The sequence below is a fragment of the Gordonia aichiensis genome (genome assembly GCF_039946255.1).
GTDB classification, from domain to species: domain Bacteria; phylum Actinomycetota; class Actinomycetes; order Mycobacteriales; family Mycobacteriaceae; genus Gordonia; species Gordonia aichiensis_A.
Genome location: NZ_JBCDWL010000011.1, coordinates 62,977 through 89,224 on the forward strand (window position 1 = coordinate 62,977; position 26,248 = coordinate 89,224).

At 69.4% G+C, this 26,248-nt stretch carries 20 protein-coding genes and 1 riboswitch; of the genes, 12 read left to right on the top strand and 8 right to left on the bottom strand.

Features of this window, described 5'->3' with window-relative positions:
- Nucleotides 1–77: 77 nt before the first annotated feature.
- From secA2 to gcvP, 9 genes are all read left to right on the top strand, one after another.
- Nucleotides 78–2,372 carry an accessory Sec system translocase SecA2 gene (secA2, locus tag AAFO60_RS13875; protein ID WP_347956803.1) on the top strand — a complete coding sequence of 765 codons (2,295 nt, stop codon included), beginning with the start codon at nt 78–80 and terminating at the stop codon, nt 2,370–2,372.
- Nucleotides 2,369–2,974 carry a CDP-alcohol phosphatidyltransferase family protein gene (locus tag AAFO60_RS13880; protein ID WP_347956804.1) on the top strand — a complete coding sequence of 202 codons (606 nt, stop codon included), beginning with the start codon at nt 2,369–2,371 and terminating at the stop codon, nt 2,972–2,974. Before secA2 ends, AAFO60_RS13880 begins: the two co-directional genes overlap by 4 nt.
- A gap of 145 nt (nt 2,975–3,119) precedes the next feature.
- The gene (gcvH, locus tag AAFO60_RS13885) at nt 3,120–3,524 is read left to right on the top strand and encodes a glycine cleavage system protein GcvH (RefSeq protein WP_347956805.1); all 405 of its coding nucleotides are present in this window, start codon (nt 3,120–3,122) and stop codon (nt 3,522–3,524) included.
- A gap of 324 nt (nt 3,525–3,848) precedes the next feature.
- Nucleotides 3,849–4,307, top strand: coding sequence for a glycogen accumulation regulator GarA (gene garA, locus AAFO60_RS13890; protein WP_347956806.1), 459 nt, complete (start codon nt 3,849–3,851; stop codon nt 4,305–4,307).
- Nucleotides 4,304–5,029 (top strand): transcriptional regulator FtsR, encoded by a 726-nt coding sequence (gene ftsR / locus AAFO60_RS13895; protein WP_432211716.1) that lies wholly within the window; start codon nt 4,304–4,306, stop codon nt 5,027–5,029. The genes garA and ftsR overlap by 4 nt, the downstream gene beginning before the upstream one ends.
- Nucleotides 5,030–5,078: 49 nt before the next feature.
- Nucleotides 5,079–5,582, top strand: a complete 504-nt coding sequence (locus AAFO60_RS13900) for a bifunctional nuclease family protein (protein WP_347956807.1) — start codon at nt 5,079–5,081, stop codon at nt 5,580–5,582.
- Between the two features lie 267 nt (nt 5,583–5,849).
- Complete coding sequence (locus AAFO60_RS13905) at nt 5,850–6,497, top strand: MerR family transcriptional regulator (protein ID WP_424307990.1); 648 nt, start codon at nt 5,850–5,852, stop codon at nt 6,495–6,497.
- 125 nt (nt 6,498–6,622) lie between these two features.
- Nucleotides 6,623–7,864 (top strand): amidohydrolase, encoded by a 1,242-nt coding sequence (locus tag AAFO60_RS13910; protein ID WP_347956871.1) that lies wholly within the window; start codon nt 6,623–6,625, stop codon nt 7,862–7,864.
- A 97-nt stretch (nt 7,865–7,961) separates the two neighbouring features.
- A riboswitch (glycine riboswitch) is annotated at nt 7,962–8,060 on the top strand.
- A gap of 163 nt (nt 8,061–8,223) precedes the next feature.
- Nucleotides 8,224–11,097 (top strand): aminomethyl-transferring glycine dehydrogenase, encoded by a 2,874-nt coding sequence (gene gcvP, locus AAFO60_RS13915; RefSeq protein ID WP_347956808.1) that lies wholly within the window; start codon nt 8,224–8,226, stop codon nt 11,095–11,097.
- Here the strand turns inward: gcvP and egtD are convergent.
- The gene (egtD, locus tag AAFO60_RS13920; RefSeq protein WP_347956809.1) at nt 11,087–12,076 is read right to left on the bottom strand and encodes an L-histidine N(alpha)-methyltransferase; all 990 of its coding nucleotides are present in this window, start codon (nt 12,074–12,076) and stop codon (nt 11,087–11,089) included. The two genes, gcvP and egtD, sit on opposite strands and share 11 nt — an antisense overlap.
- The gene (gene egtB, locus AAFO60_RS13925; protein WP_347956810.1) at nt 12,073–13,347 is read right to left on the bottom strand and encodes an ergothioneine biosynthesis protein EgtB; all 1,275 of its coding nucleotides are present in this window, start codon (nt 13,345–13,347) and stop codon (nt 12,073–12,075) included. Before egtB ends, egtD begins: the two co-directional genes overlap by 4 nt.
- 197 nt (nt 13,348–13,544) lie before the next feature.
- Between egtB and AAFO60_RS13930 the strand changes: the two genes are divergently transcribed.
- The 3 genes from AAFO60_RS13930 (at nt 13,545) to AAFO60_RS13940 (ending at nt 17,805) form a co-directional block, all read left to right on the top strand.
- Nucleotides 13,545–14,183 carry a dihydrofolate reductase family protein gene (locus AAFO60_RS13930; RefSeq protein ID WP_347956811.1) on the top strand — a complete coding sequence of 213 codons (639 nt, stop codon included), beginning with the start codon at nt 13,545–13,547 and terminating at the stop codon, nt 14,181–14,183.
- A 311-nt stretch (nt 14,184–14,494) separates the two neighbouring features.
- Nucleotides 14,495–16,561 (top strand): FTR1 family protein, encoded by a 2,067-nt coding sequence (locus AAFO60_RS13935; RefSeq protein ID WP_347956812.1) that lies wholly within the window; start codon nt 14,495–14,497, stop codon nt 16,559–16,561.
- A complete protein-coding gene (locus AAFO60_RS13940) occupies nt 16,558–17,805 on the top strand; it encodes a Dyp-type peroxidase (protein WP_347956813.1) in 1,248 nt (415 codons plus the stop codon). The genes AAFO60_RS13935 and AAFO60_RS13940 overlap by 4 nt, the downstream gene beginning before the upstream one ends.
- Before the next feature lie 49 nt (nt 17,806–17,854).
- On the opposite strand, the gene AAFO60_RS13945 is transcribed toward AAFO60_RS13940, so the two are convergent.
- The 6 genes from AAFO60_RS13945 to AAFO60_RS13970 all read right to left on the bottom strand — a co-directional run bounded on the left by AAFO60_RS13945 (nt 17,855) and on the right by AAFO60_RS13970 (nt 26,243).
- On the bottom strand, nt 17,855–19,030 hold the full coding sequence (locus AAFO60_RS13945; RefSeq protein ID WP_347956814.1) for a hypothetical protein: 1,176 nt from the start codon (nt 19,028–19,030) through the stop codon (nt 17,855–17,857).
- Between the two features lie 102 nt (nt 19,031–19,132).
- Complete coding sequence (locus AAFO60_RS13950) at nt 19,133–21,301, bottom strand: malate synthase G (protein ID WP_347956815.1); 2,169 nt, start codon at nt 21,299–21,301, stop codon at nt 19,133–19,135.
- A 115-nt stretch (nt 21,302–21,416) separates the two neighbouring features.
- Nucleotides 21,417–22,337 carry a 3-methyladenine DNA glycosylase gene (locus AAFO60_RS13955; RefSeq protein WP_347956816.1) on the bottom strand — a complete coding sequence of 307 codons (921 nt, stop codon included), beginning with the start codon at nt 22,335–22,337 and terminating at the stop codon, nt 21,417–21,419.
- The gene (locus AAFO60_RS13960) at nt 22,337–23,413 is read right to left on the bottom strand and encodes a hemolysin family protein (protein ID WP_347956817.1); all 1,077 of its coding nucleotides are present in this window, start codon (nt 23,411–23,413) and stop codon (nt 22,337–22,339) included. Before AAFO60_RS13960 ends, AAFO60_RS13955 begins: the two co-directional genes overlap by 1 nt.
- Nucleotides 23,406–24,794 (bottom strand): hemolysin family protein, encoded by a 1,389-nt coding sequence (locus tag AAFO60_RS13965; RefSeq protein WP_347956818.1) that lies wholly within the window; start codon nt 24,792–24,794, stop codon nt 23,406–23,408. Before AAFO60_RS13965 ends, AAFO60_RS13960 begins: the two co-directional genes overlap by 8 nt.
- Nucleotides 24,795–24,803: 9 nt before the next feature.
- Entirely contained in the window at nt 24,804–26,243 is a 1,440-nt protein-coding gene (locus AAFO60_RS13970; RefSeq protein WP_347956819.1) for a GuaB1 family IMP dehydrogenase-related protein, read from the bottom strand.
- Nucleotides 26,244–26,248 lie beyond the last annotated feature (5 nt).

Below are 26,248 nucleotides of genomic sequence, written 5' to 3' on the forward strand. Positions count from 1 at the left end.
GTAGATCACGATCGACCGCGGTCGCCCCGGCGGGCCGAGGTCGCGCAGTCGTCGCAGGTTCACAGAACAGGAAGCACGTGGGAAGACTCACCAACGCGATGTGGCGCATGCTCGGTGCGCAGACCTCTCGCAATCAGTCGCAATCGCTGTCGATGATCTCCGAATCGGCCGAGCACGACGAGTGGGCCGCCGCGCTCGCCGACGACGCGTTCGCGGGCGAAGCCGCCGAACTGGACATGAGCAAGGTCGGCGACCGCGCCAAGTTCCTGGCGATGGTCCGCGAGGGCGGGCGTCGAACGCTCGACATGAAGCCCTTCGACGTCCAGCTGCAGGGTGCGCTGCGGATGCTCGAGGGCGACGTGGTCGAGATGGCGACCGGTGAGGGCAAGACGCTCGTCGGTGCGATCGCCGCGATCGGCTACGCCCTCGACGGTCACCAGATCCACGTCGTGTCGGTCAACGACTACCTCGCCGGCCGCGACGCGCGGTGGATGAAGCCGCTCTACGACCTGTTCGGGGTGTCGGTGGCGTCGATCAACGAGCACTCGACGCGGGCCGAACGCCAGCGCGCCTACGACGCCGACGTCACCTACGCCTCGGTGAACGAGATCGGCTTCGACGTCCTGCGCGATCATCTCGCGTTGAGCCCCGAGGACCTGGTCTCGCCCGAACCCGACGTGGTCCTGGTCGACGAGGCCGACTCGGTCCTGGTCGACGAGGCGCTGGTACCGCTGATCCTGGCCGGTTCCACCGACGCGGAGATCCCCAACAGCGCCATCCACGAGGTCGTGGCGCACCTGAAGACCAAGCACTACGAGGTCGACCAGGACGGCAAGAACGTGTCCCTGACCGAGGACGGCGCGCAGTTCGTCGAGCGAACCCTGGGCGGGATCAACCTGTACGACGAGCAGCACGTGTCGAGCACACTCGTGCACGTGAACGTCGCTCTGTACGCCTACTACCTGCTCGAACGCGACGTCGACTACATCGTCCGCGACGGCGGCATCCACCTCATCAACGCCGCGCGCGGACGCGTCGCGCGGCTGCAGCGGTGGCCGGACGGCGTTCAGGCGGCCGTGGAGTACAAGGAGGGCCTCAATCCCACCGAGGCGGGCGAGGTCATCGACACGATCACGGTGCAGGCCCTGATCGGGCGGTACCCGAGGGTGGCCGGCATGACGGGCACCGCGCTGGCCGCCGGCGAGCAGTTCCGACAGTTCTACGGTCTGGCGGTCTCGCAGATCCCGCCGAACGCACCGAACATCCGCGAGGACGAACCCGATCGCGTCTACGACAACAAGGCCCACAAGGTGGAGGCGGTCGTCGACTTCGTCGCCGAGGTCCACCAGACCGGACAGCCGATCCTGATCGGCACCCACGACGTGGCCCAGTCCGAGGAGCTCGCCTACTTCCTCGAGCGCGCCGGGGTGTCGTCGGTGGTCCTCAACGCGAAGAACGACGCCGAAGAGGCGGCGATCATCGCCGAAGCCGGTCGCAAGGGCGCCGTCACCGTCTCGACGCAGATGGCCGGTCGCGGCACCGACATCCGACTCGGCGGTTCCGACGGCGACGACGAGGCCCGCGAGGAGGTCATCGGCCTCGGCGGTCTCTGCGTGGTCGGCACCGGTCGCTACGACACCGAACGCCTCGACAACCAGCTGCGCGGCCGCGCCGGCCGCCAGGGCGATCCCGGCCGGTCGGTGTTCTTCTCGAGCCTGGAGGATCCGCTCGTCACCAAGAACCTCACGCATCAGCGCGAGCAGCACGCCGAGTCGCCCGACGGCGCCATGGGTGCGAAGGGCGTGGAGTCGGTGGCCAACGCGCAGAAGATCGCCGAGGGCGCGATGCTTCAACTGCACAGCAACACCTGGGACTACAACCGCCAGGTCAACGAGCAGCGCAACTCCATCGTCCGCCGCCGGATGAAGGTCCTGACGACCGATCAGGCGCTGACCGATCTGAAGGAGGCCGAGCCCGATCGTTACGAGGAGCTCGCGGCCGCCGTCGAACAGGACGTGCTCGTCGAGGCGGCGCGCCAGATCGTGCTCTATCACCTCGACCGGGTGTGGGCCGATCACCTGGCGTACATCGCCGACGTGCAGGCCAGCATCCACCTGCGGGCACTCGGTGCGCAGAGCCCGCTGGAGGAGTTCCACAAGCTGATCTTCGCGGAGTTCACCAAACTGTCCGACGAGGCGATGACCGCCGCCCGGGCCACCTTCCGGGAGGCCGCGATCACCGCCGACGGCGTCGATCTCGGACTCGAGGGACTGCACCGGTCGACGATGACCTGGACCTATCTGGTGAACGAGAACCATTTCGCCTCGGCCGGCGCGCAGGCGATCCAGGGCATCGTCGGCATCTTCCGATGATCGACGACTCGGTCGACGCACCTCCCGAACGCAGCGATGCGATCTGGACGGTGCCGAACGCGCTGAGCGTGGCCCGGCTGGCGCTGATCCCCGTCTTCATCTGGCTGCTGCTGGTTCAGGAGTCGGCGGGGTGGGCGTTCGCGGTGCTGTTCGTCTCCGGACTCACCGACTGGCTCGACGGAAAGCTGGCGCGCTGGCTGGGTCAGTCGTCGAAGCTGGGCGCGCTGCTCGACCCGGCCGCCGACCGGCTGTACGTGGTGGTGATCCCGATCTGTTTCGGCATCCGGGAGTTCGTGCCGTGGTGGTTGATCGGCGTGATCGTCGGTCGGGACGTCCTGCTGCTGCTGACCGCGCCGCTGCTGCGGTCACGCGGCGTGACCGCGCTGCCGACCCTGTACATCGGCAAGGCGGCGACCTTCGCCCTGATGAGCGCCTTCCCGTGGCTGCTGGCGGGCCAGATCGAGGGCGTCATCGGGTCCATCGCGTTCCCCTTCGGCTGGGCCTTCCTGCTGTGGGGAGTCGGCCTGTACGTGTGGTCGCTGGTGCTGTATTGGATCCAGACGATCGCCGTGATGAGGCGGATGCCCGCGGTCACGAGCTGATCACACCGCGCCGTCGTCGCGGGTTGGTGCATGATCGCGCGGCCTCGCACGTTAGAGTCATTGTCGCGCGTTCGCCCGCCGCAACGGCGCGGTGGGTGAACCTTCTGCAGTCCCAGTCTTTTCATCGCCCGAGAAAGGTCGAATCGTGAGCGACACCAAGATCCCCGAAGAGCTCCGCTACACCGACGAGCACGAGTGGATCCGCAAGGTCAGTGAGCGGACCGTCCGAGTCGGCATCACCGACTTCGCCCAGGACGCGCTCGGTGACGTCGTCTTCGTGCAGCTGCCCGAGGTGGACGACGAGGTCGAGGTCGGCGAGTCGTTCGCCGAGGTCGAGTCGACCAAGAGCGTCTCGGACATCTTCGGTCCGCTCGCCGGCACCGTCTCGGCGGTCAACGGCGACCTCGACGGCGCCCCCGAACTGGTCAACTCCGGTCCGTACGACGCGGGCTGGCTGGTCGAGATCACCGTCGGCGCCGACGTCGACCTCGACGAGGTCCTCGGGGAGACGCTCGACGCCGACGGCTACCGGGCAGTGATTAGCAGCTGACCGGCGCCCGTCGGCTCGCGTCGACGGGTGACTCGCCGCCGCGTCGCGGGCGAGTCGATATGATTTCCAGTACGCCGAACGTCGCCGACATCGGGCGGCGTCCGGGCAAAGACGGTAGGTTCACTTCAAGAGGTTCCTGCCTCGCAGACGCGCATCTCAACGGCGAGATGAGTCGATGTGTGTGTAACAGCGAGTGAACTCAAAAGTACGGTGACACCGGACAATTGGGGTTCGCGCAGGTACCTCGAGTGACGAGATGCAGATCCGGGACAACCGGCCTGCGATCCGTTCGTCACGGCGGGGTGCGTTGACGAAGAAGGAGATGTGGTGAGCGGTAACGACAACGGCTTTGAAGCGCCCGTGGAGACGACTTCGGTCTTCCGTGAGGACTTCATCAAGGAAGTAGACGCACCTGCGACGTCGAACGAGCCGGCCGACACCGGTGTCGAGCGACTGACACCGGGTACGGCGCTGCTGGTGGTGAAGCGGGGACCCAACGCCGGGTCGCGTTTCCTGCTGGACCAGCCGACGACGTCGGCGGGGCGCCATCCCGACAGCGACATCTTCCTCGACGATGTGACGGTCAGCCGTCGCCACGCGGAGTTCCGCCGCAACGGCGAAGACTTCCAGGTCGTCGATGTGGGCAGCCTCAACGGCACCTATGTGAACCGGGATCCGGTCGACACCGCGACCCTCACGAGCGGTGACGAGGTGCAGATCGGCAAGTTCCGCCTGGTCTTCCTGTCCGGCCCCCGTGCCGGGGAGGGCGCCGCGCAGTCGTGACCTCGCCTGCTGCGCGCGCGGGTGCCGGCGACGCCACGATGTCCATCGGCGCCGTCCTGGCCATCCTTCGCGAAGAGTTTCCGGACGTCACGATCTCGAAGATCCGCTTCCTCGAAACCGAGGGATTGGTGACGCCGGATCGGGCGCCGTCCGGCTATCGGCGGTTCAGCGATGCCGATTGCGAACGCCTTCGGTTCGTGTTGACCGCACAGCGCGATCGATACCTGCCGTTGAAGGTGATCCGCGAGCAACTCGACGAGATCGACGCGGAGACCGCCGCCGGTGCGGCCGGCCCGCGCCTGCTCTCGTCCGCGCGCAGCGCGGTGGCCCCGGCCACCGACTTCAGTTCACGGGGTGGCCGAGTCGACCGCGAGTCGCTCATCGAACGGACCGGCGTCGACTCGGCCTTCATCTCCGAACTGGTCCGCAACGGACTGCTGTCCGCCGGCCCCGGCGGCTTCTTCGACGAGGACGCGGTGCGTCTGGTCGAGGCGGCCGCGGCGCTGGCCAACTTCGGTCTGGAGTCGCGTCATCTGCGTGCCTTCAAGATCAGCGCCGACCGCGAAGCCGGGCTGGTGGCGCAGATCGCCGGCCCCATCGCCAAGGGCAAGGGGACCGGTGCGCGCGACCGCGCGGAGGAGCTCGTCCGCGAGATGGCCGCACTGTCGGTGACGCTGCACACCCAGCTGGTCAAGGCCGCTGTCCGCAGCGCCCTCGACTGACCGCCGACGGCGTAACCTGAACTTCTACCGCACTGCAGGAGGCGAGATCATGGGTGAGATGCGCGTCGTGGGAATCCGTGTGGAGCCGCCCGCCAATCAGCCGGTCCTGTTGCTTCGCGAGGTCGGCGGGTGCCGCTATCTGCCGATCTGGATCGGGCAGAGCGAGGCGGCGTCCATCGCCCTGCAGCAGCGGGGAGTCGAGCCGCCGCGCCCGCTGACGCACGATCTGATCGTGAACCTCGCCGAGGCCTTCGGCCGAACCCTGCGGCAGGTGCGCATCGTCGACATGCAGGAGGGCACGTTCTACGCCGAGATGGTCTTCGACGGCGACATCGTCGTCGAGGCCCGGCCGTCGGACGCGATCGCCGTCGCCATGCGCTGCGACGCCCAGATCATCGCCGTCGACGAGGTGCTCGACGACGCGGGCATGGTGATGCCCGACGAGGAGGGCGCCGGCGACGAGGCGGGCAGCGACGACGAGGTGGAGGCCTTCCGCGAGTTCCTCGACCAGGTCTCGCCCGAGGACTTCCTCGGTCCCGAATCCGACTCCTGAGGCCGTCCCGGACCAGCCGCGCCGGTCGGGCCTGCGGCAGGGCGAGCGCGACCCCGGGCGGCGCGGTAACGAATGTGTCTCGGCCCCGTCACCATTTGTCTACACCTTAACTTTAGGTTGAGGTTTACCGCGCGTCGCATTGATTACCTGTCGGGGACTTCCTACGTTTGATCCAACGTCGTCGGCGACGACAACACTTTGTCAGCGGTCGGGAGTATCCTCGGAACGAGGGATCCACCGGCCCGAGTCTTGTGTAAGGGAGCTACCGTGGGCGATCATCCGTCAGATCTGCAGTCCGGAGAATCGGCGACGACCGGCGTGGCGTCGGTCGGCGACGCTCCGGTCACCGCGCGCCCCGTGCAGGGCGGTCTCGACGACATCGCACCCGGTCTCTTTCCCAACGGCACCGTCCCGGACGAACTCGTCGGCTATCGGGTGCCGAGCACCTGTCAGATCGCTGGAATCACCTATCGGCAGCTCGACTACTGGGCGCGGACCTCGCTGGTCGTGCCGTCGATCCGCGGAGCCAAGGGGTCGGGGAGCCAGCGTCTCTACTCGTTCAAGGACATCCTGGTCCTCAAGATCGTCAAGCGACTCCTCGACACCGGGATCTCGCTGCAGAACATCCGCGTCGCCGTCGACCATCTGCGCAAGCGCGGCGTCGAGGACCTCGCGCGGATCACGCTGTTCTCCGACGGCACCACCGTCTACGAGTGCACCTCGCCCGAAGAGGTGGTCGATCTGCTGCAGGGCGGCCAGGGCGTCTTCGGCATCGCCGTCTCGGGCGCGATGCGGGAGCTGACCGGAACCATCGCCGACTTCCCCGGCGAACGCGCCGACGGCGCGATCAGCGAGGTGTCGCCGGAGGACGAACTCGCCGCGCGCCGGAAGAATCGCACCCGCAAGACCGGATAGCGGGCGCGCCTGCCGGTGGCATGTGCGGGACCGGGTCTCGCAGGCGGTTCGGTCCGGCAGCGGCTCGGTCCGGTCGAGGGATGGGAGGACGACCCGTGGCGTACCAGAGCACCTCGGCGGCGACCGTGACGGCCGGGTTGGTCGACCTGGCGGGCTGGCAGGAGGACTTCTACCGAGACCTGCACCGGCATCCCGAACTCGGGCATCAGGAGGTGGCGACGGCGGCATCGGTGGCCGCGGCGCTGCGCGATTTCGGCTACGACGTGCACGATCGGATCGGCTCGACCGGCGTCCTGGGGATCTTCACCAACGGCGACGGACCGGTGGTGCTCATGCGCGCCGACATGGACGCGCTCCCGGTCGCTGAGGACACCGGACTGCCGTACGCGAGCACGGTCCGCGTGCCGGACGCCGACGGTGACGAGGTGCCGGTCATGCACGCGTGCGGTCACGATGTGCACGTCGCGTGTCTGCTCGGTGCCGCAAGGCTGCTCGCCGAGAGCCCGTCGGCCTGGCGCGGTACCTACATCGCGCTGTTTCAGCCGGCGGAGGAGCTCGCCGACGGTGCACGATCGATGCTCGACGGCGGCCTCGCGGACCTGATCCCGAGACCGCATGTGGCACTCGCCCAGCATGTGCTGCCCCTTCCCGCGGGACGTGTCGGCACGCGGTCGGGCGCGTTCCTGTCCAGCGGCGACAGCGTGCGCATCACAGTGTGGGGTCGCGGCAGCCACGGATCGATGCCACAACTCGCGGTCGACCCGGTGGTGCTCGCCGCGAGCATCGTCGTGCGACTGCAGGGCGTCGTCGCCCGCGAGGTCGCGCCCGGTGAGTTCGCAGTGCTCACCGTCGGCCGCATCGCCGCGGGCACGAAGAGCAACATCATCGCCGATCACGCCGTGCTCGAGCTCAACATCCGCACGTTCAGCGAGTCGGTCCGCACCACCATCGTGAATGCCGTCCGGCGCATCGTCGAAGGCGAATGCGCGGCATCGGGATCGCCGCGCCCGCCTACCTTCGAGTTCTACGACCACTATCCGGTGACCGTGAACGACCCCGCCGCCACCGCCACCGTCGCGCAGGCCTTCGCCGACTACTTCGGCGACCTCGCGTTCACCATCGATCGCCAATCCGCGAGCGAGGACTTCAGCGAGATCCCGGAGGCGTTCGGGGCGCCCTACTGCTACTGGGTGCTGGGCGGAGCCGACCCCGAGGCCTACGCGAAGGCCGACGCGGCGGGCACGCTCGCCTCCGAGATCCCGGCGAATCATTCGCCGAGGTTCGCACCGGTGATCGAGGGCACCCTGCGAAACGGCACCGCCGCCGCGGTGGTCGCGGCCCTGGCGTGGCTGGGCACGAACCCCTGACCGCCGGCCGCTCGGGCCGAAACGATGTGACGTACGCCCGGATCACTTGCCCGAGAGGCGGTGTTTCTCGACTCGTCTTGGTAGCCTGACGGGGCGTCGCTACACCGCGGGAGAGCGTCAGCCGAGCCATCGGGTGACCGCCGAAGGAGCAACACCTCTCCGTCAAACTCTCAGGCACCCGGACCGTGGCCGTTGACGGCGTCTCTGGAAAGTGGCTGGAGTCCGGCTCCCGCCCGCCCACGGTGAAAGGCCGCAGTCCGCTGCGACCGAATCTCTCAGGCGCCGCCCGAAAGGCGGCATGACAGAGGGGGAGGGCCCCGTCCGGCATGCCGCCGGACTGAGAAGATCAAGGTGCCCTCGTGTCGAACCACGTTTCCGAGTTCTCCCAGCGCCATCTCGGCCCCGACGCCGATGAACTGGCCACGATCCTGGATGTGCTCGGCGTCTCGTCGCTCGACGAGATCGCGGACAAGGTGGTTCCCGCCTCCATCGCCGACGGCCTGGGCGCCGACGGCATCGCCCCGGGCCTCGACGCGCTCCCCGAGCCGCTGACCGAGACGCAGGCGACGGCCGCGATGCGCGCACTCGCGGCCCGGAACGTCGTCGCCCGCTCGATGATCGGGCTGGGCTACTACGACACCCACACGCCTGGCGTCATCAAGCGCAACATCCTCGAGAACCCGGCCTGGTACACCGCCTACACCCCGTACCAGCCGGAGATCAGCCAGGGCCGGCTCGAGGCGCTGCTCAACTTCCAGACCATGGTGTGCGACCTGACCGGCATGGAGGTCGCCGGCGCCTCGATGCTCGACGAGGGCACCGCCGCCGCCGAAGCCATGACGCTGATGCGCCGGGCCGGCAAGTCGAAGTCGAACCGCCTCATCGTCGACACCGATCTCTTCCCGCAGACGCGGGCCGTCATCGACACTCGCGCGAGGCCGCTCGGCATCGAGGTCGTGGCAGCGGAACTGGACTCGTCGGCCGCCGACGCCGGCCTGCCCGAGGGCGACTTCTTCGGCGTGATCGTGCAGATCCCGGGCGCCTCCGGCCGCATCACCGACCTGAAGCCGATCATCGACGCCGCCCACGAGCGCGGCGCCCTCCTGGCCGCAGGCGTGGATCTGCTGGCCGCGACCCTGATCACCCCGCCCGGCGAGCAGGGCGCCGACGCCTGCTTCGGAACCACGCAGCGCTTCGGTGTCCCGATGGGCTTCGGCGGACCCCACGCGGGCTACCTGGCAGTGCACACCAAGCGCACCCGTCAGCTGCCCGGACGCCTGGTGGGCGTGTCGAAGGACGCCGACGGGAACGTCGCCTACCGTCTCGCGCTGCAGACGCGCGAGCAGCACATCCGCCGGGAGAAGGCGACCAGCAACATCTGCACCGCGCAGGTGCTGCTGGCGATCATCGCCGCCATGTACGCGTCCTACCACGGGCCGGCCGGTCTGAAGGCGATCGCCGAGCGCGTCCACGGACAGGCCGCCGACCTCGCCGACCGGCTCACCGGAGCCGGGTTCACCGTCGAGCACGCCGCCTTCTTCGACACCCTCTCGGTGCGGACGGACGGTGCGGCGGCGCAGATCGTCGCGGACGCCAAGTCGCGCCACGGCATCAACCTCCGCCTGATCGACGCCGACCGCGTCGGCATCGCCTGCGACGAGACGACCACCGACGCCGACCTCGCCGGCGTCCTGGACGCCTTCGGCGCCGTCGAGGCCGCACCGACCGCGTTCGCCGCGCCCATCGCGAACCGCACCACCGACTACCTCACCCACCCGGCGTTCCACCTGCACCGCACCGAGACCGCGATGCTGCGGTACCTGCGGATGCTCTCGGACAAGGACATCGCGCTCGACCGCAGCATGATCCCGTTGGGCTCGTGCACCATGAAGCTCAACGCGACCACCGAGATGGAGCCGATCACCTGGCCCGAGATCGGCGGCCTGCACCCGTTCGCACCCCTGGCAGACACCGAGGGCATCCGCGAACTGATCGGGCAGCTGGAGAGCCGGCTGGTCGCCGTCACCGGCTACGACCGCGTCAGCCTGCAGCCCAACGCGGGCTCGCAGGGCGAATACGCCGGGCTGCTGGCCATCCGCCAGTACCACCTCTCGCGCGGCGACGACGCCCGCGACGTGTGCCTGATCCCCTCGAGCGCGCACGGCACGAACGCCGCCTCGGCCGTGATGGCCGGCATGCGCGTGGTGGTGGTCGCCAGCCGCGACACCGGCGACGTCGACCTCGACGACCTGCGTGCCAAGATCGCCGCGCACCGCGACGAGCTCGCTGCGATCATGATCACCTATCCGTCCACGCACGGCGTCTTCGAGCACGAGGTCACCGACATCTGCGACGCCGTCCACGAGGCCGGCGGCCAGGTGTACGTCGACGGCGCCAACCTCAACGCACTCGTCGGGCTCGCCCGACCGGGCCGGTTCGGCGGCGACGTCTCGCACCTGAACCTGCACAAGACCTTCTGCATCCCGCACGGCGGCGGCGGCCCGGGCGTCGGACCGGTCGCCGTGCGCGAGCACCTCGTGCCGTTCCTGCCGAGCAGCCCCCTCGCCACCGAGCTGCCGCAGACCGGCATCGCGATCTCGGCCGCGCCCTACGGCTCGGCGTCGATCCTGCCGATCACCTACGCCTACATCGCGATGATGGGCGCGCAGGGACTGCGGACCGCGACCCTGACGGCGATCGCGTCGGCCAACTACATCGCGCGCCGACTGGCCGACCACTACCCGGTGCTGTACACCGGCGCCGACGGCTGGGTGGCCCACGAGTGCATCCTCGATCTGCGAGAGCTCACGAAGGACACCGGCGTCTCGGTCGACGACGTCGCCAAGCGTCTGGCCGACTACGGCTTCCACGCACCCACGATGAGCTTCCCGGTCGCAGGCACCCTGATGGTCGAGCCCACCGAGAGCGAGAACCTCGCCGAGATCGACGCCTTCATCGACGCGATGATCGCGATCCGCGGCGAGATCGACAAGGTCGCCGACGGCACCTGGACCGTCGACGACAACCCGCTCGCCGGCGCCCCGCACACGGCCGAATGCCTGGTCGGCGAGTGGAACCACGGCTACGACCGGCTCACCGCCGTCTACCCGAACGGGCTGCCGTCGGCCGGTGCGCGCGCCAAGGTGTGGCCGGCGGTCCGGCGCATCGACGGCGCCTTCGGCGACCGCAACCTGGTCTGCAGCTGCCCGCCGATCGAAGCGTTCATGCAGTAGCCAGGACCAACGCGAAGTCGCCGTCGGCGTCGGTCCACCAACCTCGTGGTGCCAGCCCGGCGGCGACGAGTTCGCGCTCCAGACTCGGCCGACGGAACTTCGCCGAGATCTCGGTGCGCATCTCCTCGCCGGCGGCGAAGGACACGGTGAGATCGAGGTCGGCGAGTCGGGCGGCGACCGGCCTTCGGGCGCGCAGCCGCATCTCGATCCATTCGCGGTCGGGATCCCAGACGGCGACGTGCTCGAAGTCGGCGGGGTCCAGGTCGCCGTCGAACTCCCGGCTCACCACGTCGATCACGTTGCGATTGAACGCGGCCGTCACGCCCGCGGCGTCGTCGTAGGCGGCGACCAGCCGCGCGGGGTCCTTCACCAGATCGACGCCCAGAAGCAGACTCTCACCCGGCGCCATCGTCGCCGACAGCGCCGCGAAGAAGTGTCGCCGACGCGGCGGCGGATGGTTGCCGATCGTGCCGCCGAGGAAGGCGATCAAGCGCCGCCCGGGGCTGGGCAGCCGGTCCAGGTGACGGTCGAAGTCGGCGACGAAACCGTGGAGGGGCAGGCCCGGATACTCGCGGCCCAGCGCGTCCATCGCCTCGCTCAGCGCGCCGACGCTGACGTCCACCGGCAGATAGGCGGTCAGGGGACGCCGACGATCGAGCGCCTCGAGCAGCGTGCGGGTCTTGGAGCTCGACCCCGAACCGAGTTCGAGGAGCGCCTCCGCATCCGCGGCGGCGGCGATCTCGTCGGCGTGGTCGATCAGGATCCGACGCTCGGTCCGCGTCTGGTAGTACTCGGGCAGCTCGGTGATCTGCTCGAACAGACGACTGCCGCGGTCGTCGTAGAAGTACTTCGGCGGCAGGTGTTTCGGGATCGCCGTGAGACCGGCCCGCACGTCGACGGCCATCTCCGCGCGCAGGTCGGCCGGTGTCAGCAGGACGTCGATCCGGCCGTCGCTGCGCGAGACCGCGTCGAGGGTCATCGGATCGGCTCGTCGGCGGCGAGCCGGACACCGGTCAGCGGCCAGCGGGCCGCCGGTGGAAAGAAGTTCCGATACGACGCGCGCGTGTGCCCGACCGGGGTGAACGCCGATCCGCCGCGCAGCACCATCTGGCCCGACATGAACTTCCCGTTGTACTCGCCGACGGCTCCCGGCGCCGGCCGGAACCGCGGGTAGGGGAGATACGCCGACGACGTCCACTGCCAGCAGTGACCGGCGAGCTGACGCAGTGTCCCGTCGGACGGACCCGCGGCCCGCGGATGCCAGGCGGCTCCCGGACCGCTGTCGTCGGAGCGCGCGCCCTCGCCCCGGGTGGCGTGCTCCACCTCGGCCTCGGTGGGCAGCCGGTGGCCCGACCACCGGGCGTAGGCGTCGGCCTCGTAGTGGCTCACATGGCACACGGGCAGGGTCGGATCCACCGGCCCGGTGCCGCTCAACGTGTGCTCTGTCCACTCGCCGTCGTGCTCGCGCCAATACAGCGGTGCGCGCCAGTGCTGGGCGTTGACCGTCGCCCAACCGTCCGAGAGCCACAGTTCGGGGCGACGGTAGCCGCCGTCGGCCATGAATTCGCGCCATTCGCCGTTGGTGACCAGGCGGTCGGCGAGCCGGAAGGGTTCGAGGTACTCGCGGTGCCGAGGGGTCTCGTTGTCGTAGCAGAAGGTCCCGTCGGAGGCGGGCCGGTGCCCGACCTCGACCAGTCCGCCGTCGTAGGACCGCCAGCCCAGCGGGCCGGCGACGGTGCCGGCGGCGGGGCGCCCGGCGTACACCGGCTCCAGCGGATTGCACGAGAGCACGTGCTTGATGTCCATCAGGAGAAGTTCCTGATGCTGCTGTTCGTGATTCAGTCCCAGCTCGACGATCGGGGCCAGCTTCTCGAACGCCCCCGCGTCGAGTCCGGCCAGCAGGTCGGCCATCCGGCGGTCGACGTCGGCGCGATAGCGCGCCACGTCGGCCGCTCCCGGCCGGCTGATGTGCCCGCGGTCGGGGCGGCTGTAGCGCGGGCCGATGGACTCGTAGTAGCTGTTGAACAGGAAGCCGTACCGATCGTGGAAGGGTGCGTAGTCCGGTTCGTTCTCGGCGAGGACGAAGGTCTCGAAGAACCAGGTGACGTGCGCGCGATGCCATTTGGTCGGAGACACGTCCGGCATCGATTGCACGGTCTGGTCTTCCGGGGACAGGGGCGCGGCGAGCTGCTCGGTGCGGGTGCGCACCTGCTCGTATCGTCCCAGCAGGATCGTCGCTGCATCGTTCACGACAGGACTCCAATCCGTGGCGGGGGAGAGGCGGCCGGCCGATCGGCATCGACTGCCTACCTTCGAACGTAACACCGGAAGTCCGCTCGCCGTAGACGGTTCCCGACGGTGCCGGTTGCCGCGCAACCCCGCGACCGCGGTCGAGGGGGGCTACGATCGCACCATCAGGCGCCGGTGAAACGACCAGGGAGGCCGCCATGCCGAAGGTCCGAGTGCACAACCTGAACATCTCGCTCGACGGCTTCAGCGCCGGTGAATACGTCACTCACGACCGGCCGATCGGCGACGCGGCCCGGCTGTTCGAGCACTTCGACGGCCGCGTGATCGACGGCGTCCACCGAATCGACGAGCCGATCACCGCCGACCGGATCCTCACCAGCGCGTGGGGTCAGGGGATCGGCGTCGAGATCATGGGCCGACACAAGTTCGGGCCGCAGAACGGCCCGTGGGGCGATGACGACTGGCGCGGCTGGTGGGGCGAGGAGCCGCCCTTCCGGACGCCGGTGGTCGTGCTGACCCACTACGAGCGGACGCCGATCTCGTTCGCCAACGGCACCGTCTTCCACTTCCTCGACGCCGATGCGGAGACCGCGCTGTCCTATGCCCGTGGCCTCGCCGGTCACGGTGACGTGCGGCTCGGCGGCGGACCGACATCGATCCGGGAGTTCCTGCGCGCCGACCTCGTCGACTTCATGCACCTGGTGGTGGTTCCGGTCGTCATCGGCTCCGGAGTGTCGATCTGGGACGGCGACGCCGACCTGCAGGAGCGGTTCGACATCGAGTCGGTCACGACCGCGAGCGGATTGACCCACCAGTTCTGGAACCGGCGGAGCTGACGGTCGGCGCGTCGACCGCCGGCAGGCTGATCCGCACCCGGTCCGTATCGATGTCGACCGATGATTGAACGAGAGATCGCCCGATTGAACAGTGATCGGGAATGCCGCACGGGCGTCGAGATCCGATCCTTTCGCACTGCGATATCCGCACTTGTACGCCTATTTCCTTAAGCGTTCCTTAAGTCGAGGTTCTTGACATCCATGCAGGTAGGCTGCGTGCGGACGGGTACTGGGGGATGTCGGGGCATTTGCATGAGAATGGCGGAAATGCGTCATTGTCGTGCAAGAAAAGGCTTTGCTAACCTCCGCTCATGAACATTTCCATAGGCTTTCCTAATCTGATCATCGGATTGCGGGAAGCGCTGGAAGCCGGTCTGGTGATCACCATCCTGCTGGCCGCGGTACGACGGGGTTCCGGTGATCGTCGGCAGACGGCGGCGGTCTGGCTGGGCGTGATCGCGGCGCTCAGCCTGTCGGTCAGTGCCGCGATCGTGCTGACCGCGAGCCTGGCCGCGATGCCCGCGGCGGGGCAGTCGGTGCTCAGCGGACTCCTCGGCCTGCTGGCGGTGGTGCTCGTCACCCGAATGATCTTCACGATGCGGCGCACCGCTCGCACCCTCAAGGGCGACCTCACGGCGAAGGTCGCCTCCGGAGCGGCGAACGGCACCGCCGCGCTCCTGCTGACGGCCTTCGCGGCGGTGGCGCGCGAGAGCCTGGAGGCGATGCTGTTCCTGTGGGCGGCGACGCGGCAGACCGGCAACGGCGCCGGAGCCATGATCGGCGCGGCCGTGGGCATCGGCCTCGGCCTGCTCGCGGCGTGGCTGCTGTACCGGCGTGCGCTCCGACTCGATCTCGGTCGGTTCTTCACCTACACGGCGGCCTTCCTGACCGTCGTGATCGCAGGCATCCTCGCCTACAGTCTGGGCGAACTGCAGGCGGCCGGGTGGCTGCCGGGCCGGTCGTGGGTGGCATGGGACGTTTCGACGACCATCGACGCGAGCAGCTGGTGGATGGCGATCATCACCTCGGTGACCGGCATCGCCGTCCGCATGACCGTCCTGCAGATCGTCGCCTGGACGGTGTACCTGGTAGTCGTGCTGTGGCTGTACTTCCGCGCGCCGGTCGCCGCCGCGGCCACGTCGGTGCGTCTGTCGCGGTCGGATGCGATCGTCGACCGCGTCGTCGACCGCGCCCGCCCGGTGGCCGTCGCCGTGATCGTGATCCCGTTGAGTGCGGCAGTGGTCGTCTCCACGCTGCTGCCCAAGGAGCCGACGACCGAATCGACCGTCACCGTCGCCGACGGGCAGTGCGGTCGCGACGGCGTCATCGACGGCGCGGGCGGGCACACCTTCAGCGTGCACAACACCTCCGGCCGCGCGGGGGAGGTGACCCTGGAAGACGCGGCGGGGAACATCCTGGGGGAGATCGAGACCCTCGCTCCCGCCACCACGGTGCCCATGCGCGTGACGGTCCCGACCGGGAGGTTCCGATTCCACTGCGCCATGGCCGGCTCGGGCGCCGCCTACTCGGAGTTCATTCCGGGGACCGGGGTGGCCGCGGCCAAGGCGCCGGCCCCGAAGCCGCCGGTCAGCGAGGCCGACCTGGCCGCGCCCGCCGAGGCCCTGCGGGCCGACGTCCTGGTCCGGCTCGATCAGCTCCGGGGCGCGGTCACCGAGCTGACCGCCTCGCTCGGCGCAGACGACTCGGCCGGCAGCAGGCGGGCATGGCGCACCGCGATGTTGATCTGGCAGCGGTCCAGCGCCTCGTATCGGGCGTTCGGCGCCCTCGGCGACGCCGTCGGCGGTGAACCCTGGGCGCTCCCGCTCGGCGTGCACGATCAGCAGTTCGGCGGACTCCGGCGACTGGAGTACGGACTGTGGCACGGACAGCGGCCCGCCGAATTGGTGCCCATCGCACAGCGGCTCACCGCCGACGTCGACCGGCTCGCCGCCGCGGTGCGCGCGCACGACCCGCAGATCGCCTTGGATCCCAAAGACATTCCGCTGCGGGCGCACGAAGTCCTGGAGGAGGCCGAGCGGCACCTCACCAACGGCTTCTCCGATCTCGGCGCCGGCAGCGAATACGCAGAGACGGCCGCGATGATCGCCAACACGCGGGTGGTGCTCGACGCCCTGGCGGGACTGCTGAACGGACGAGACCCGAACCTGCTGGCCTCGGCACGCGGGCGACTCGATCACCTCGAGACGATCCTGCGGACCACGGCGCAGACCCCCTCGGGAGAGTGGCTCTCGCGCCGCGACCTCACCACCGATCAGCGACTGTCGATCAACGCCGCACTGTCGTCGACGATCGAGCTCCTCGCTCAGATCCCGGGCGAACTCGAACCGCCCCTCGCCCGCAGCACGGAAGGGAAGTGACCGCTGTGCCAGACATCGAACGCCGCTCGCTCATCAAAGGCGGACTGCTCGGGGCGGCCGGAGCCGCGGTGACTCTCGGCGTGGTCGGCGGCGGGGTCGCCGCCGACCGGCGGGCCGCCGAACCCGCCGCGGTCCCCACCGACGAGTCGTACCCGGTCCACGGCGCGCATCAGTCGGGCGTCGACATGCCCGCGGCGGGCCGGCAGCAGCCGGCCTCGGAGTTCATCGCCGTGCGCGTCACCGCGGCCGACCGCGCCGGGTTGGAAGAGCTGCTCAAGACGCTGACGGTCGTGATCCGCCGACTCGCCGGCGGGCAGGGGGCACCGCCGACCGCGGTGGCTCGACCGCCGGCGGACAACGGAGTGCTCGGCGCGGCACCGACGATCGACGGGTTGACCGTCACCGTCGCGGTCGGCAGCTCGCTGTTCGACGACCGGTTCGGGCTCGCCGGCCGCCGACCGGCGAGCCTGACCCCGATGAGGGTCTTCGCCAACGACCGACCCGAGGAGGCGTGGACCGGGGGAGACCTGCTGCTGCAGGTGTGCGCCAACCACGCCGACGCCGTCCACCGGGCACTGCGCGAGATTCTGCGCGCCACCCGCGCGGACATGCAGATCCTGTGGCGCATCCGCGGTTTCGGCTCACCGCCCCGGCCGGAGGGGACACCGCGCAACCTGCTCGGCTTCAAGGACGGCACCGGCAATCCGCAGGGCGCCGACGCCGCATCGCTGATCTGGGTCGAGCAGGGCGGCGTGCAGCCGTGGACCGTCGGGGGCACCTTCGTGGTGGTCCGACTCATCCGCATGTTCACCGAGTTCTGGGACCGGATCTCCATCAACGAGCAGGAACGCATCTTCGGCCGACGCCGCGACAGCGGCGCGCCGCTCGACGGCAACGCCGAATCCGATGTCCCCGACTACGCCGCCGATCCCCACGGCTTCGCGGTGCCGACCGACGCCCACATCCGGCTGGCCAACCCGCGGACCCGCGAGACCGCCGGACAGCGGCTGATCCGACGGTCCTACAACTACGATCTCGGTGTCGACGACAACGGCAACCTGCAGGCCGGCCACATCTTCGTCTGCTATCAGAAGAACATTCAGGAGCACTTCGAGGCGGTCCAGCACCGGCTCGACGGCGAGCCGCTGGAAGACTACGTGCAACCCTTCGGCGGCGGCTACTTCTTCGTCCTGCCGGGCATCAAGGACGCGGCGGACTGGCTGGGCAGTGGAATGCTCGCCTGAGGCGGGGCCGACACGGAACGCCGGTGCCCGGCGACAGTCCAGGGTCGCGCTACGACGCCGCGGGATAGACGATCTTGTTGATCGCGACGGCCGCCCCCGGTTCGGGCACCGGCAGCAGGTCGCGCACCTCGTCGAACTTCACCGTGGCGGTCGGCGCAGGCAGCGGGCCGGTGCCGCGGAAGCCGACCCTGGTGAGGACCTCCATCTGGGCGGGTTTGCGCACGAACGTGAAGAACTGCTCGACGGCGTCGCTGATGTGCAAGGGCACCAGCTCGCCCGCGAGCTTGACGACCGGGTAGTCGGCGACCGGCGTCGGTCCCTTGGGCGCCACCGCGGCGACCTTGGCGACGGGATCGTCGCGGGTGATCGTGTACAGCCGCTGTTCGGTGACGGGGACGGCCCGCACGGGTGCGTCGGCGGGATCGGTGGTGTCGGCGATGGCCTTCACCGCGGCCTCGATCGAGCCGTCGCCGACACGCGGCGGCGCCGACATCAACTGCCGCAGGGCATCGACGACGGCAGGCGACTGCGCCTGCGCCGGCGTCAGAGCGCGGTCGGCGCGAGCCGTCGCGGCCGCGACGGCCTGGCCGGCGAGCGCGGTCGCATCGGACTGGGGACCGGCCGGCATGGCGATGCGGAGCGAGCCCCACGAGGACCTGCCGAACGCCGCCAGCGAGTTGGCCTCGGTCTGATCGGGCAGGCCCTCCCACGACAGGGCACCGTTCGCGGCCTCGGCGATCCGCGGCTCCACCGCGAGGCGGACCGGCGATGACACGAGTGACTCCGGGTTGCCCTGCAGCGCCGCCGGCTTCGTCGTCTGCAGCACAGCCGCCCAGATCGAGGACTCCGGCACCCAGGCGGCCGGGTAGGCGCCGAATGCCTGTGCGTCCCAGGTCGCGGCCGTCAGCCCTTCGAGCGTGGCGCGCGCGTCGGCCGGACGCACCTGCACGCTCACGCAGTGATCTCGGACCACCGGCTTGCGCGCGTTGAAGGCCTCGGCGATCTTCTGCAGCCCGGGGGCGAGCGCCGGGTCGGCGATCACCGGGACCGTGGCGGGCCCCTCCAGACAGGAGCCTGCCGCGACGGGCTGCTCCTCGTCGATCCGATCGCCCAGTTGACTCCACGCGGTCACGATGCCCGCGATGAGGACGACACTGAGCCCGATGGCCACCAGCCGCCGGCTGATGAACGTCCGACCACGCCCGTGCCCCGTGTGCTTAGCCACCGAACCTTCTCCTCCGCTGCATCGTGTCGACCCCGACCGGAGCGACCGAGCCCGGACCGAGAATCCGGTCCGGGCTCGGTGCGCTACACCTTCTCGTGTATATCAGGCGTTGGCAGCCTTGTACTCGCGGCGCGCGGCGTGCAGCAGCGGTTCGGTGTACCCGCTGGGCTGGGTGGCGCCCTTGAGGATCAGATCCTTCGCGGCCTGGAAGGCGATGTTGCCGTCGAAGTTCGGCGCCATCGGCCGGTAGGCGGGGTCGTCGGCGTTCTGCCGGTCGACGACCGGCGCCATCCGCTCCAGCGCGGCCACCACGTCCGCTTCGGTGACGATGTCGTGACGGATCCAGTTGGCCAGCAGCTGGCTGGAGATCCGCAGGGTCGCCCGGTCCTCCATCAGTGCGACGTCGTGGATATCGGGCACCTTGGAGCAGCCGACGCCGTGGTCGATCCAGCGGACCACGTAGCCGAGGATCGACTGGCAGTTGTTGTCCAGCTCCTCGCGCTTCTCCTCATCGCTCCAGTTCGGGTTCGCCGCGAGCGGAATGGTGAGGATGTCGTCGACCGATGCGGGGTCGCGCTTGGCGATGTCGTCCTGGCGCTCGAAGACGTCGACCTCGTGGTAGTGCAGCGCGTGCAGCGTCGCCGCGGTCGGCGACGGCACCCACGCGGTGTTGGCGCCGGCCATCGGGTGGCCGATCTTCTGCGCCAGCATGTCGGCCATCAGGTCGGGCATCGCCCACATGCCCTTGCCGATCTGCGCCTTGTGCTGCAGGCCGGCGTGCAGGCCGGTGTCGACGTTCGAGTCCTCGTAGGCGTTGAACCAGGTCTGCGCCTTGATCTCGGCCTTGCGGACGATCGGTCCGGCCTCCATCGAGGTGTGGATCTCGTCGCCGGTGCGGTCCAGGAAGCCGGTGTTGATGAACACCACGCGGGCCGCGGCGGCCTTGATGCAGGCCTTCAGGTTGGCCGAGGTACGACGCTCCTCGTCCATGATGCCGACCTTCAGGGTGTTCTCCGGAAGGCCGAGGACCTGCTCGACGCGGCCGAACAGCTCGCTGGTGAAGGCGACCTCGTCGGGGCCGTGCATCTTGGGCTTGACGATGTAGATCGACCCGGTCCGCGAGTTCTGCAGACCCTCGCTGCTCATGCCGTGAATGCCGATGGCCGAGGTGATCAGCGCGTCCAGGATGCCCTCGGGCACCTCGTCGCCGTCGGCGTCGAGGATCGCCGGGTTGGTCATCAGGTGACCGACGTTGCGCACGAACAGCAGGCTGCGGCCGTGCAGTTCCACCTCGCCGGCGCCGTCGGGCGCGGTGTAGACGCGGTTCGGGTTCAGCGTGCGGGTGAAGGTCTTGCCGCCCTTGCTGACCTCTTCGGCCAGATCACCCTTGTTCAGGCCGAGCCAGTTGTGGTAGCCGAGGACCTTGTCGTCGGCGTCGACGGCCGCGACCGAGTCCTCGAAGTCCATGATCGTGGTGACGGCGGACTCGACGAGGACGTCCTTGACGCCCGCGGCGTCGGTGGCACCGATCGGCGAGGCCGGATCGATCTGGATCTCCAGGTGCAGACCGTTGTGGCGCACCAGGATGCCGGTCGGGGCACCGGCCTCGCCGGTGTAGCCGGCGAACACGGTGGGATCGGCGAACGCGGTCTGCCCGCCGTCACCGAAGGCGGCGACGACGTTGCCGTCGACGACGGTGTACGACGTGACATCGGCGTGGCTGCACTGCTCGAGCGGCACCGCCTTGTCGAGGAAGGCCTTGGCGAAGGCGATCACCTTGTCGCCGCGGACCTTGTTGTACGAGGAGCCCTTCTCGGCGCCGTCGGTCTCCGGGATGGCGTCGGTGCCGTACAGCGCGTCGTACAGCGACCCCCACCGCGCGTTCGACGCGTTCAGCGCGAAGCGGGCGTTGAGGATCGGCACCACCAGCTGCGGGCCGGGGATGTTCGCGATCTCGTCGTCGACGCCCGCGGTGGTGATCTGGAAGTCCTCGGGCACCGGCACCAGGTAGCCGATCTCCTGGAGGAAGGCCTTGTACTCGGCGTAGTCGAAGTCCTGGTGATCGCGGTGCCAGGCGTCGATCTTGGTCTGCAGCTCTTCACGGACGGCAAGCAGTTCGCGGTTGCGCGGAGCCAGATCGTTGATCACGGCCGCAGCGCCCGCCCAGAACTTCTCAGCGTCTACGCCCGTGCCGGGGAGCGCTTCAGTGTTGACGAAGTCGTACAGGACTGCGGCGACCTGCAATCCGTTGACGGTGACGCGTTCGGTCATGGCAACCTTTCCTTTGCGAGTGCGTACTGCGGGAAACTGCGACCACGTGCCGGAATGCTCTCGGGAGGTGGCCCGCCCACAATCATCCATGCTACTAGGCGCGACCAGCGCGAATTCAGGCGAGGTCGGACAGTCTGAGGAGGTCCTCGCACGCTGTGATCAGGGCCGCACGAGCGCGTTCGCCACGATCGGCGATCGCCGATTGCTCGCGAACGTACTGCGCACGGCCGTCGGCCGTCTCTATTGTTACTGGCCAGTAGCCATATTGGGACAGATCGTAGGGGCTGGCGCGCATGTCGAGCTCGCGGGCGCAGAGCGCGAGTTCGAAGCAGTCGGCCAGCAGTTCGGACGGGATCAGCGGCGTCAATTTCAGGCAGAAGCGGTACAGATCCATCGTCGCGTGCAGACAGCCGGGTTGCTCGTTGTCGATCGCGGTCGCGCGCGTCAATGCGGTCGCATTCAGCCCGGCCGCCGGTTCGGTGAAGAACCGGAAGGCGTCGAAATGGGTGCAGCGGAGCGGCTGTCGCTCCACCACGGCGTCGGTTCCCGCGGCGCCGAGCCGGAGCGGGAGTTCGTGGCGGGTCTCCTCGACCCGATAGACCATCGCCCACTCGTGCAGACCGAAGCAGCCGAACCGCGCGGGACGGCCCGCCGTCGCCCGAGCCAGGCGCAGGGTCGCCGTCAGCAGGGGCCGGCGGTCGCGCAGATGCTCGATCGAGACCCGGGCCGTCCCGTCGGCGTCCACCCGGTAGCCGCGCAGACCGCCGTAACGGTGGGCCTGCGCGAGCGCGACACCGTACCCGGGATGCCAACGGGCCACCTGCTTCGGGCGCGCCGAATAGTACGTGAACAGGAAGTCGATCACCGGATGCTTGCGGCCCTGGCTGCGGGCCTGCAGGTACGGGCCGATCAGGGCCTCGATCCGTTCGCGGTGCGCCTGCGCGCGGGTCTGCCACTCCTCGCGCGCGAGCGTCGGTGCGCCGGCCGCAGGGGAGTCGGTCGCGGGGGAGCCGGTCGCGGGCTCGGGGGTCGGCATCAGATCCGGTGCGTGGAGTCGCGCAGGTCGCCGATGAACGACTCGGCGAGATCGGCCAACGCCAGCACGCCGACGATCGCGGCGTCGTCGTCGACGACCGCCCCCAGGTGCGCGCTGGTGCGCCGCAGCACCACCGTGGCCTCGTCGAGCGGAGTGCTCGCCCGGATCTTGGGCAGGGGGCGGATCTGGTCGACCCCGATGATCGACTCGGGTCCGACGGCCTCGTCGAGGATGTCGTCGAGCACGTCCTTGATGTGCAGGTAGCCGATGTACGAGCCGTCGAGGCCGACGACGGGGAAGCGGGAGTACCCGGTCTCTCGGACGGCGCGCTCCACCGACCCCAGTCGCGGACCGAGGCCGCCGGTGGCGTCGTCGAGCTGGACGCGGACGCACCGGACGTCGGCGAGGGGGATCATCACCTCGGCGGCGGTCCGCTCCACGGTCGTCAGCGCTCGCGTGAGGCGCTCGTGCTCTTCGGCGTCGAGCAGACCCAGCTCGCGTGACTCGCCGATCATCTCGGCCAGCTCGGACTCGTTGACGGTGGTCGCCAACTCGTCCTTCGGCTCCACGCGCATCAGTCGCAACGCCAGGTTGGCCAGCGCGTTGTAGAACCAGATCAGCGGTCGGACCAGGCGCATGAACCACAGGTGCACGGGCACCACGAGCATGGCGACCGTCTCCGGACCGGCCAGCGCGATGTTCTTCGGCACCATCTCGCCGAGCAGGATGTGCAGGATCACCACGATCGCCAGGGCGATGGCGAAGGCGATCGGGTGCAGCAGTTGATCGGGGATGCGCATCAGTTCCAGCGGCGCGGCGATCAGATGCGCGATCGCCGGCTCGGCGACCCGGCCCAGCAGGATCGAGCAGATGGTGATGCCCAACTGCGATCCGGCGAGCATCAGCGACAGGTGTTCGGAGGCCTGAATGACGGTGCGCGCGCGGCTCTTTCCGCTCTCTTCCAGGGCGACGAGACGGTCGCGGCGGGCGGCGATCAGGGAGAACTCCGCCGCGACGAAGAAGGCGTTGGCGGCCAGCAGCACCACCGCGAGCAGGATGCCCCACAACTCAGCCACGGCGCGCTCCGTTCGGTGCGATCGGACCGGAGCCGTCGATGATCGTCATCCACACCTTGTCGACGCGCCGCTGATCCATCTGCACGACGGTCGCCCGCCACCGCGGCTCGGGAGTGTCGAGGATCGAATCGGCGGCCGACTCGTGCTGCGGCAGGTCGACGATGTCGCCCGTGCGGGGGATGCGGCCGAGGCAGAACATGACCAGGCCGCCGAGGGTCTCGTACGAGCCCTCCGGCGCCCGGTAGCCGATCGCCGAGCGCACCTCGTCCAACCGCAGCAGGCCCGAGCAGCGGAAGCCGTTGCCCACCGGCGTCACGTCCGACTCCTCGACGTCGTGCTCGTCGGTGACATCGCCGAGGATCTCCTCGACGAGGTCCTCGGAGGTGACCAGCCCGGCGGTCCCGCCGTACTCGTCGATGACCACGCACACCTCCAGGCCGTTGGAGGAGATGCGGTCCATCAGCGCGTCGCCGTCGAGGCTGTCGGGCACTCGCGTGACCGGCCGCGCCAACGAGCGCAGCGACGTGGTCGCCAGGCTCTGCGGCGGCAGCGTGAACGCCTGCTTGATGTGCACGACCCCGACCAGGTTGTCGAGGTCACCGGCCTCGGCGACCAGGAACCGGGAGTGTCCGGTGCGCGAGGCGGCGGCGATCAGGTCGCGGACCGAGTCGTTCGGCTCGAGGGACTCGATGCGCACCCGCGGCGTCATCAGATCCTCGGCGGTGAGTTCACCGAAGCGAAGGGAGCGGTCGACGAGCGTCGCGGTGTCGGGGTCCAGTGCGCCGCGCAGGGCCGAATTGTGCACCAGGGCGGCCAGTTCGGCCGCCGAGCGTGCCGACCCGAGCTCTTCGGTCGGCTCGATCCCGAGGCGTCGCACGAGGGCGTTCGCGAGGTTGTTCAGTCCGTTGATCGCGATCTTGAACACGGCGGAGAACATCGACATCGGCGAGGCCGTGGCACGGGCGACACCCAGCGGCTTGGCGATGGCCAGGTTCTTCGGAATCAGTTCGCCGAGGACCATCGACAGCGAGGTGGCGATGATCAACGCCAAGGCCAGGGAGATGCCCGAGACCAGGTTGTCCGGTACGCGAAGGACCTCGAGCAGCGGGTTGAGGATCTTGGCGAGCACCGGCTCGGCGATGTAACCGGTGATCAGCGTGGTGATCGTGATCCCGAGCTGGGCGCCGGACAGCTGGAACGACAGCGAACGGTGGGCGCGATCGACGGCGTGCGAGCGGCGGTCGCCGCGGCGGGCGACGTCGGCGGCGATCGTCGAGCGTTCCAAGGCGGTCAGCGAGAACTCGCCTGCGACGAACAGGGCGGTGCCCAGCGTGAGGGCGACGAACCCGGCCAGGCTGGCGACGATGATGACTATGTCCACCGGAGTCGGTCACCAGCCGCCGGGTCGGGGGCGGCCCTCGGCGAAACCGGCCGCCGACTGCACGCCCAGGATCACCTCGTCGTGCAGTTCGCGCAGCGTCGTCGCACCGACGTAGGTGGCGGTGCTGCGCACACCCGAACAGATGTGGTCGATCAAGTCTTCTACTCCGGGACGGTCGGGGTCGAGGTGGATGCGCGAGGAGGAGATACCCTCCTCGAACAGAGCCTTCCGGGCACGATCGTAGGCGCCGTCGCCCGAGGACCGCGCGGCGACCGCCCGTTTGGACGCCATCCCGAAGCTGACCTTGTACTCTCCGTCGACGTCGGTGTGCAGGTCGCCGGGGGATTCGTAGGTCCCGGCGAACCACGAGCCGACCATCGCGTTCGACGCACCGGCGGCGATCGCCAGCGCGACGTCGCGCGGGTACCGGATGCCGCCGTCGGCCCACACGGCCGCGCCGCGATCGCGGACCGCGGCAGCGCAGTCGGCGACCGCGGAGAACTGCGGTCGCCCGACGCCGGTCATCATCCGCGTCGTGCACATGGCGCCCGGTCCCACGCCCACCTTCACGATCGTCGCGCCGGCGTCGACGAGGTCGAGCGCCCCGCGCGCCGAGACCACGTTGCCCGCGGCCAACGGGACGCCGAGGTCGGCGTCGGCGACCGCCCGCAGAGCGGTGAGCATCTTCTCCTGGTGCCCGTGAGCGGTGTCGACGACGAGCAGATCGGCGCCCGCCGCCACGAGGGCGCGCGCCTTGCCGACCACGTCGCCGTTGATGCCGACCGCCGCGGCGACTCGCAGGCGCCCGTCGGCGTCGACATTGGGGCGGTAGATGCCGGCCCGCAGTGCGCCCAGCCTGCTCAGGACGCCGGTGAGGGCGCCGTCGGCGTCGACGAGGACCGCGAGGTCGGCGTTGGCCTCGACCAGGGCGTCGAAGACGGTGCGGGGGTCGGCGGTGGCCGGGAGGACGACCGGAATCGGTTCGGCGACCGACGCCACGTCGGTGAACAGGTCGATGTCGTGTCCGGGCGCGGTCCGCGGAACCAGTCCGGTCGGCCGGCCGTCGGCGTCGACGACGACCGCGGCCCCGTGAGCACGTTTGGGGATCAGCGCCTGCGCGTGCGCCATCACGTCGTCGCCGGTGAGCACCACCGGCGTCTCGGCCACCAGGTGACGTGACTTGACGTAAGCGATGGTCCGCCGGGCGGCGTCGATGGGCACGTCCTGCGGCAGGACCACCAGGCCGCCGCGCCGGGCGACGGTCTCGGCCATGCGCTTGCCCGCCACCGCCGTCATGTTGGAGACGACGAGGGGAATCGTGGTTCCGGTGCCGTCGTCGGTGGTCATGTCGACGTCGAATCGCGAGAGCACCGAGGACCGGCCGGGGACGACGAAGACGTCGTCGTAGGTCAGATCGAACTGCGGTGTGTGGCCGTCGAGGAATCGCACGGGGC

Excerpts from the sequence above, each read along its gene's own strand:
- AAFO60_RS13880 (WP_347956804.1), top strand. The coding sequence starts at position 2,369 with ATGATCGACGACTCGGTCGACGCACCTCCCGAACGCAGCGATGCGATC.
- AAFO60_RS13900 (WP_347956807.1), top strand. The coding sequence starts at position 5,079 with ATGGGTGAGATGCGCGTCGTGGGAATCCGTGTGGAGCCGCCCGCCAAT.
- egtD (WP_347956809.1), bottom strand. The coding sequence starts at position 12,076 with ATGACCCTCGACGCGGTCTCGCGCAGCGACGGCCGGATCGACGTCCTG.
- AAFO60_RS13930 (WP_347956811.1), top strand. The coding sequence starts at position 13,545 with ATGCCGAAGGTCCGAGTGCACAACCTGAACATCTCGCTCGACGGCTTC.
- AAFO60_RS13935 (WP_347956812.1), top strand. The coding sequence starts at position 14,495 with ATGAACATTTCCATAGGCTTTCCTAATCTGATCATCGGATTGCGGGAA.
- AAFO60_RS13950 (WP_347956815.1), bottom strand. The coding sequence starts at position 21,301 with ATGACCGAACGCGTCACCGTCAACGGATTGCAGGTCGCCGCAGTCCTG.
- AAFO60_RS13955 (WP_347956816.1), bottom strand. The coding sequence starts at position 22,337 with ATGCCGACCCCCGAGCCCGCGACCGGCTCCCCCGCGACCGACTCCCCT.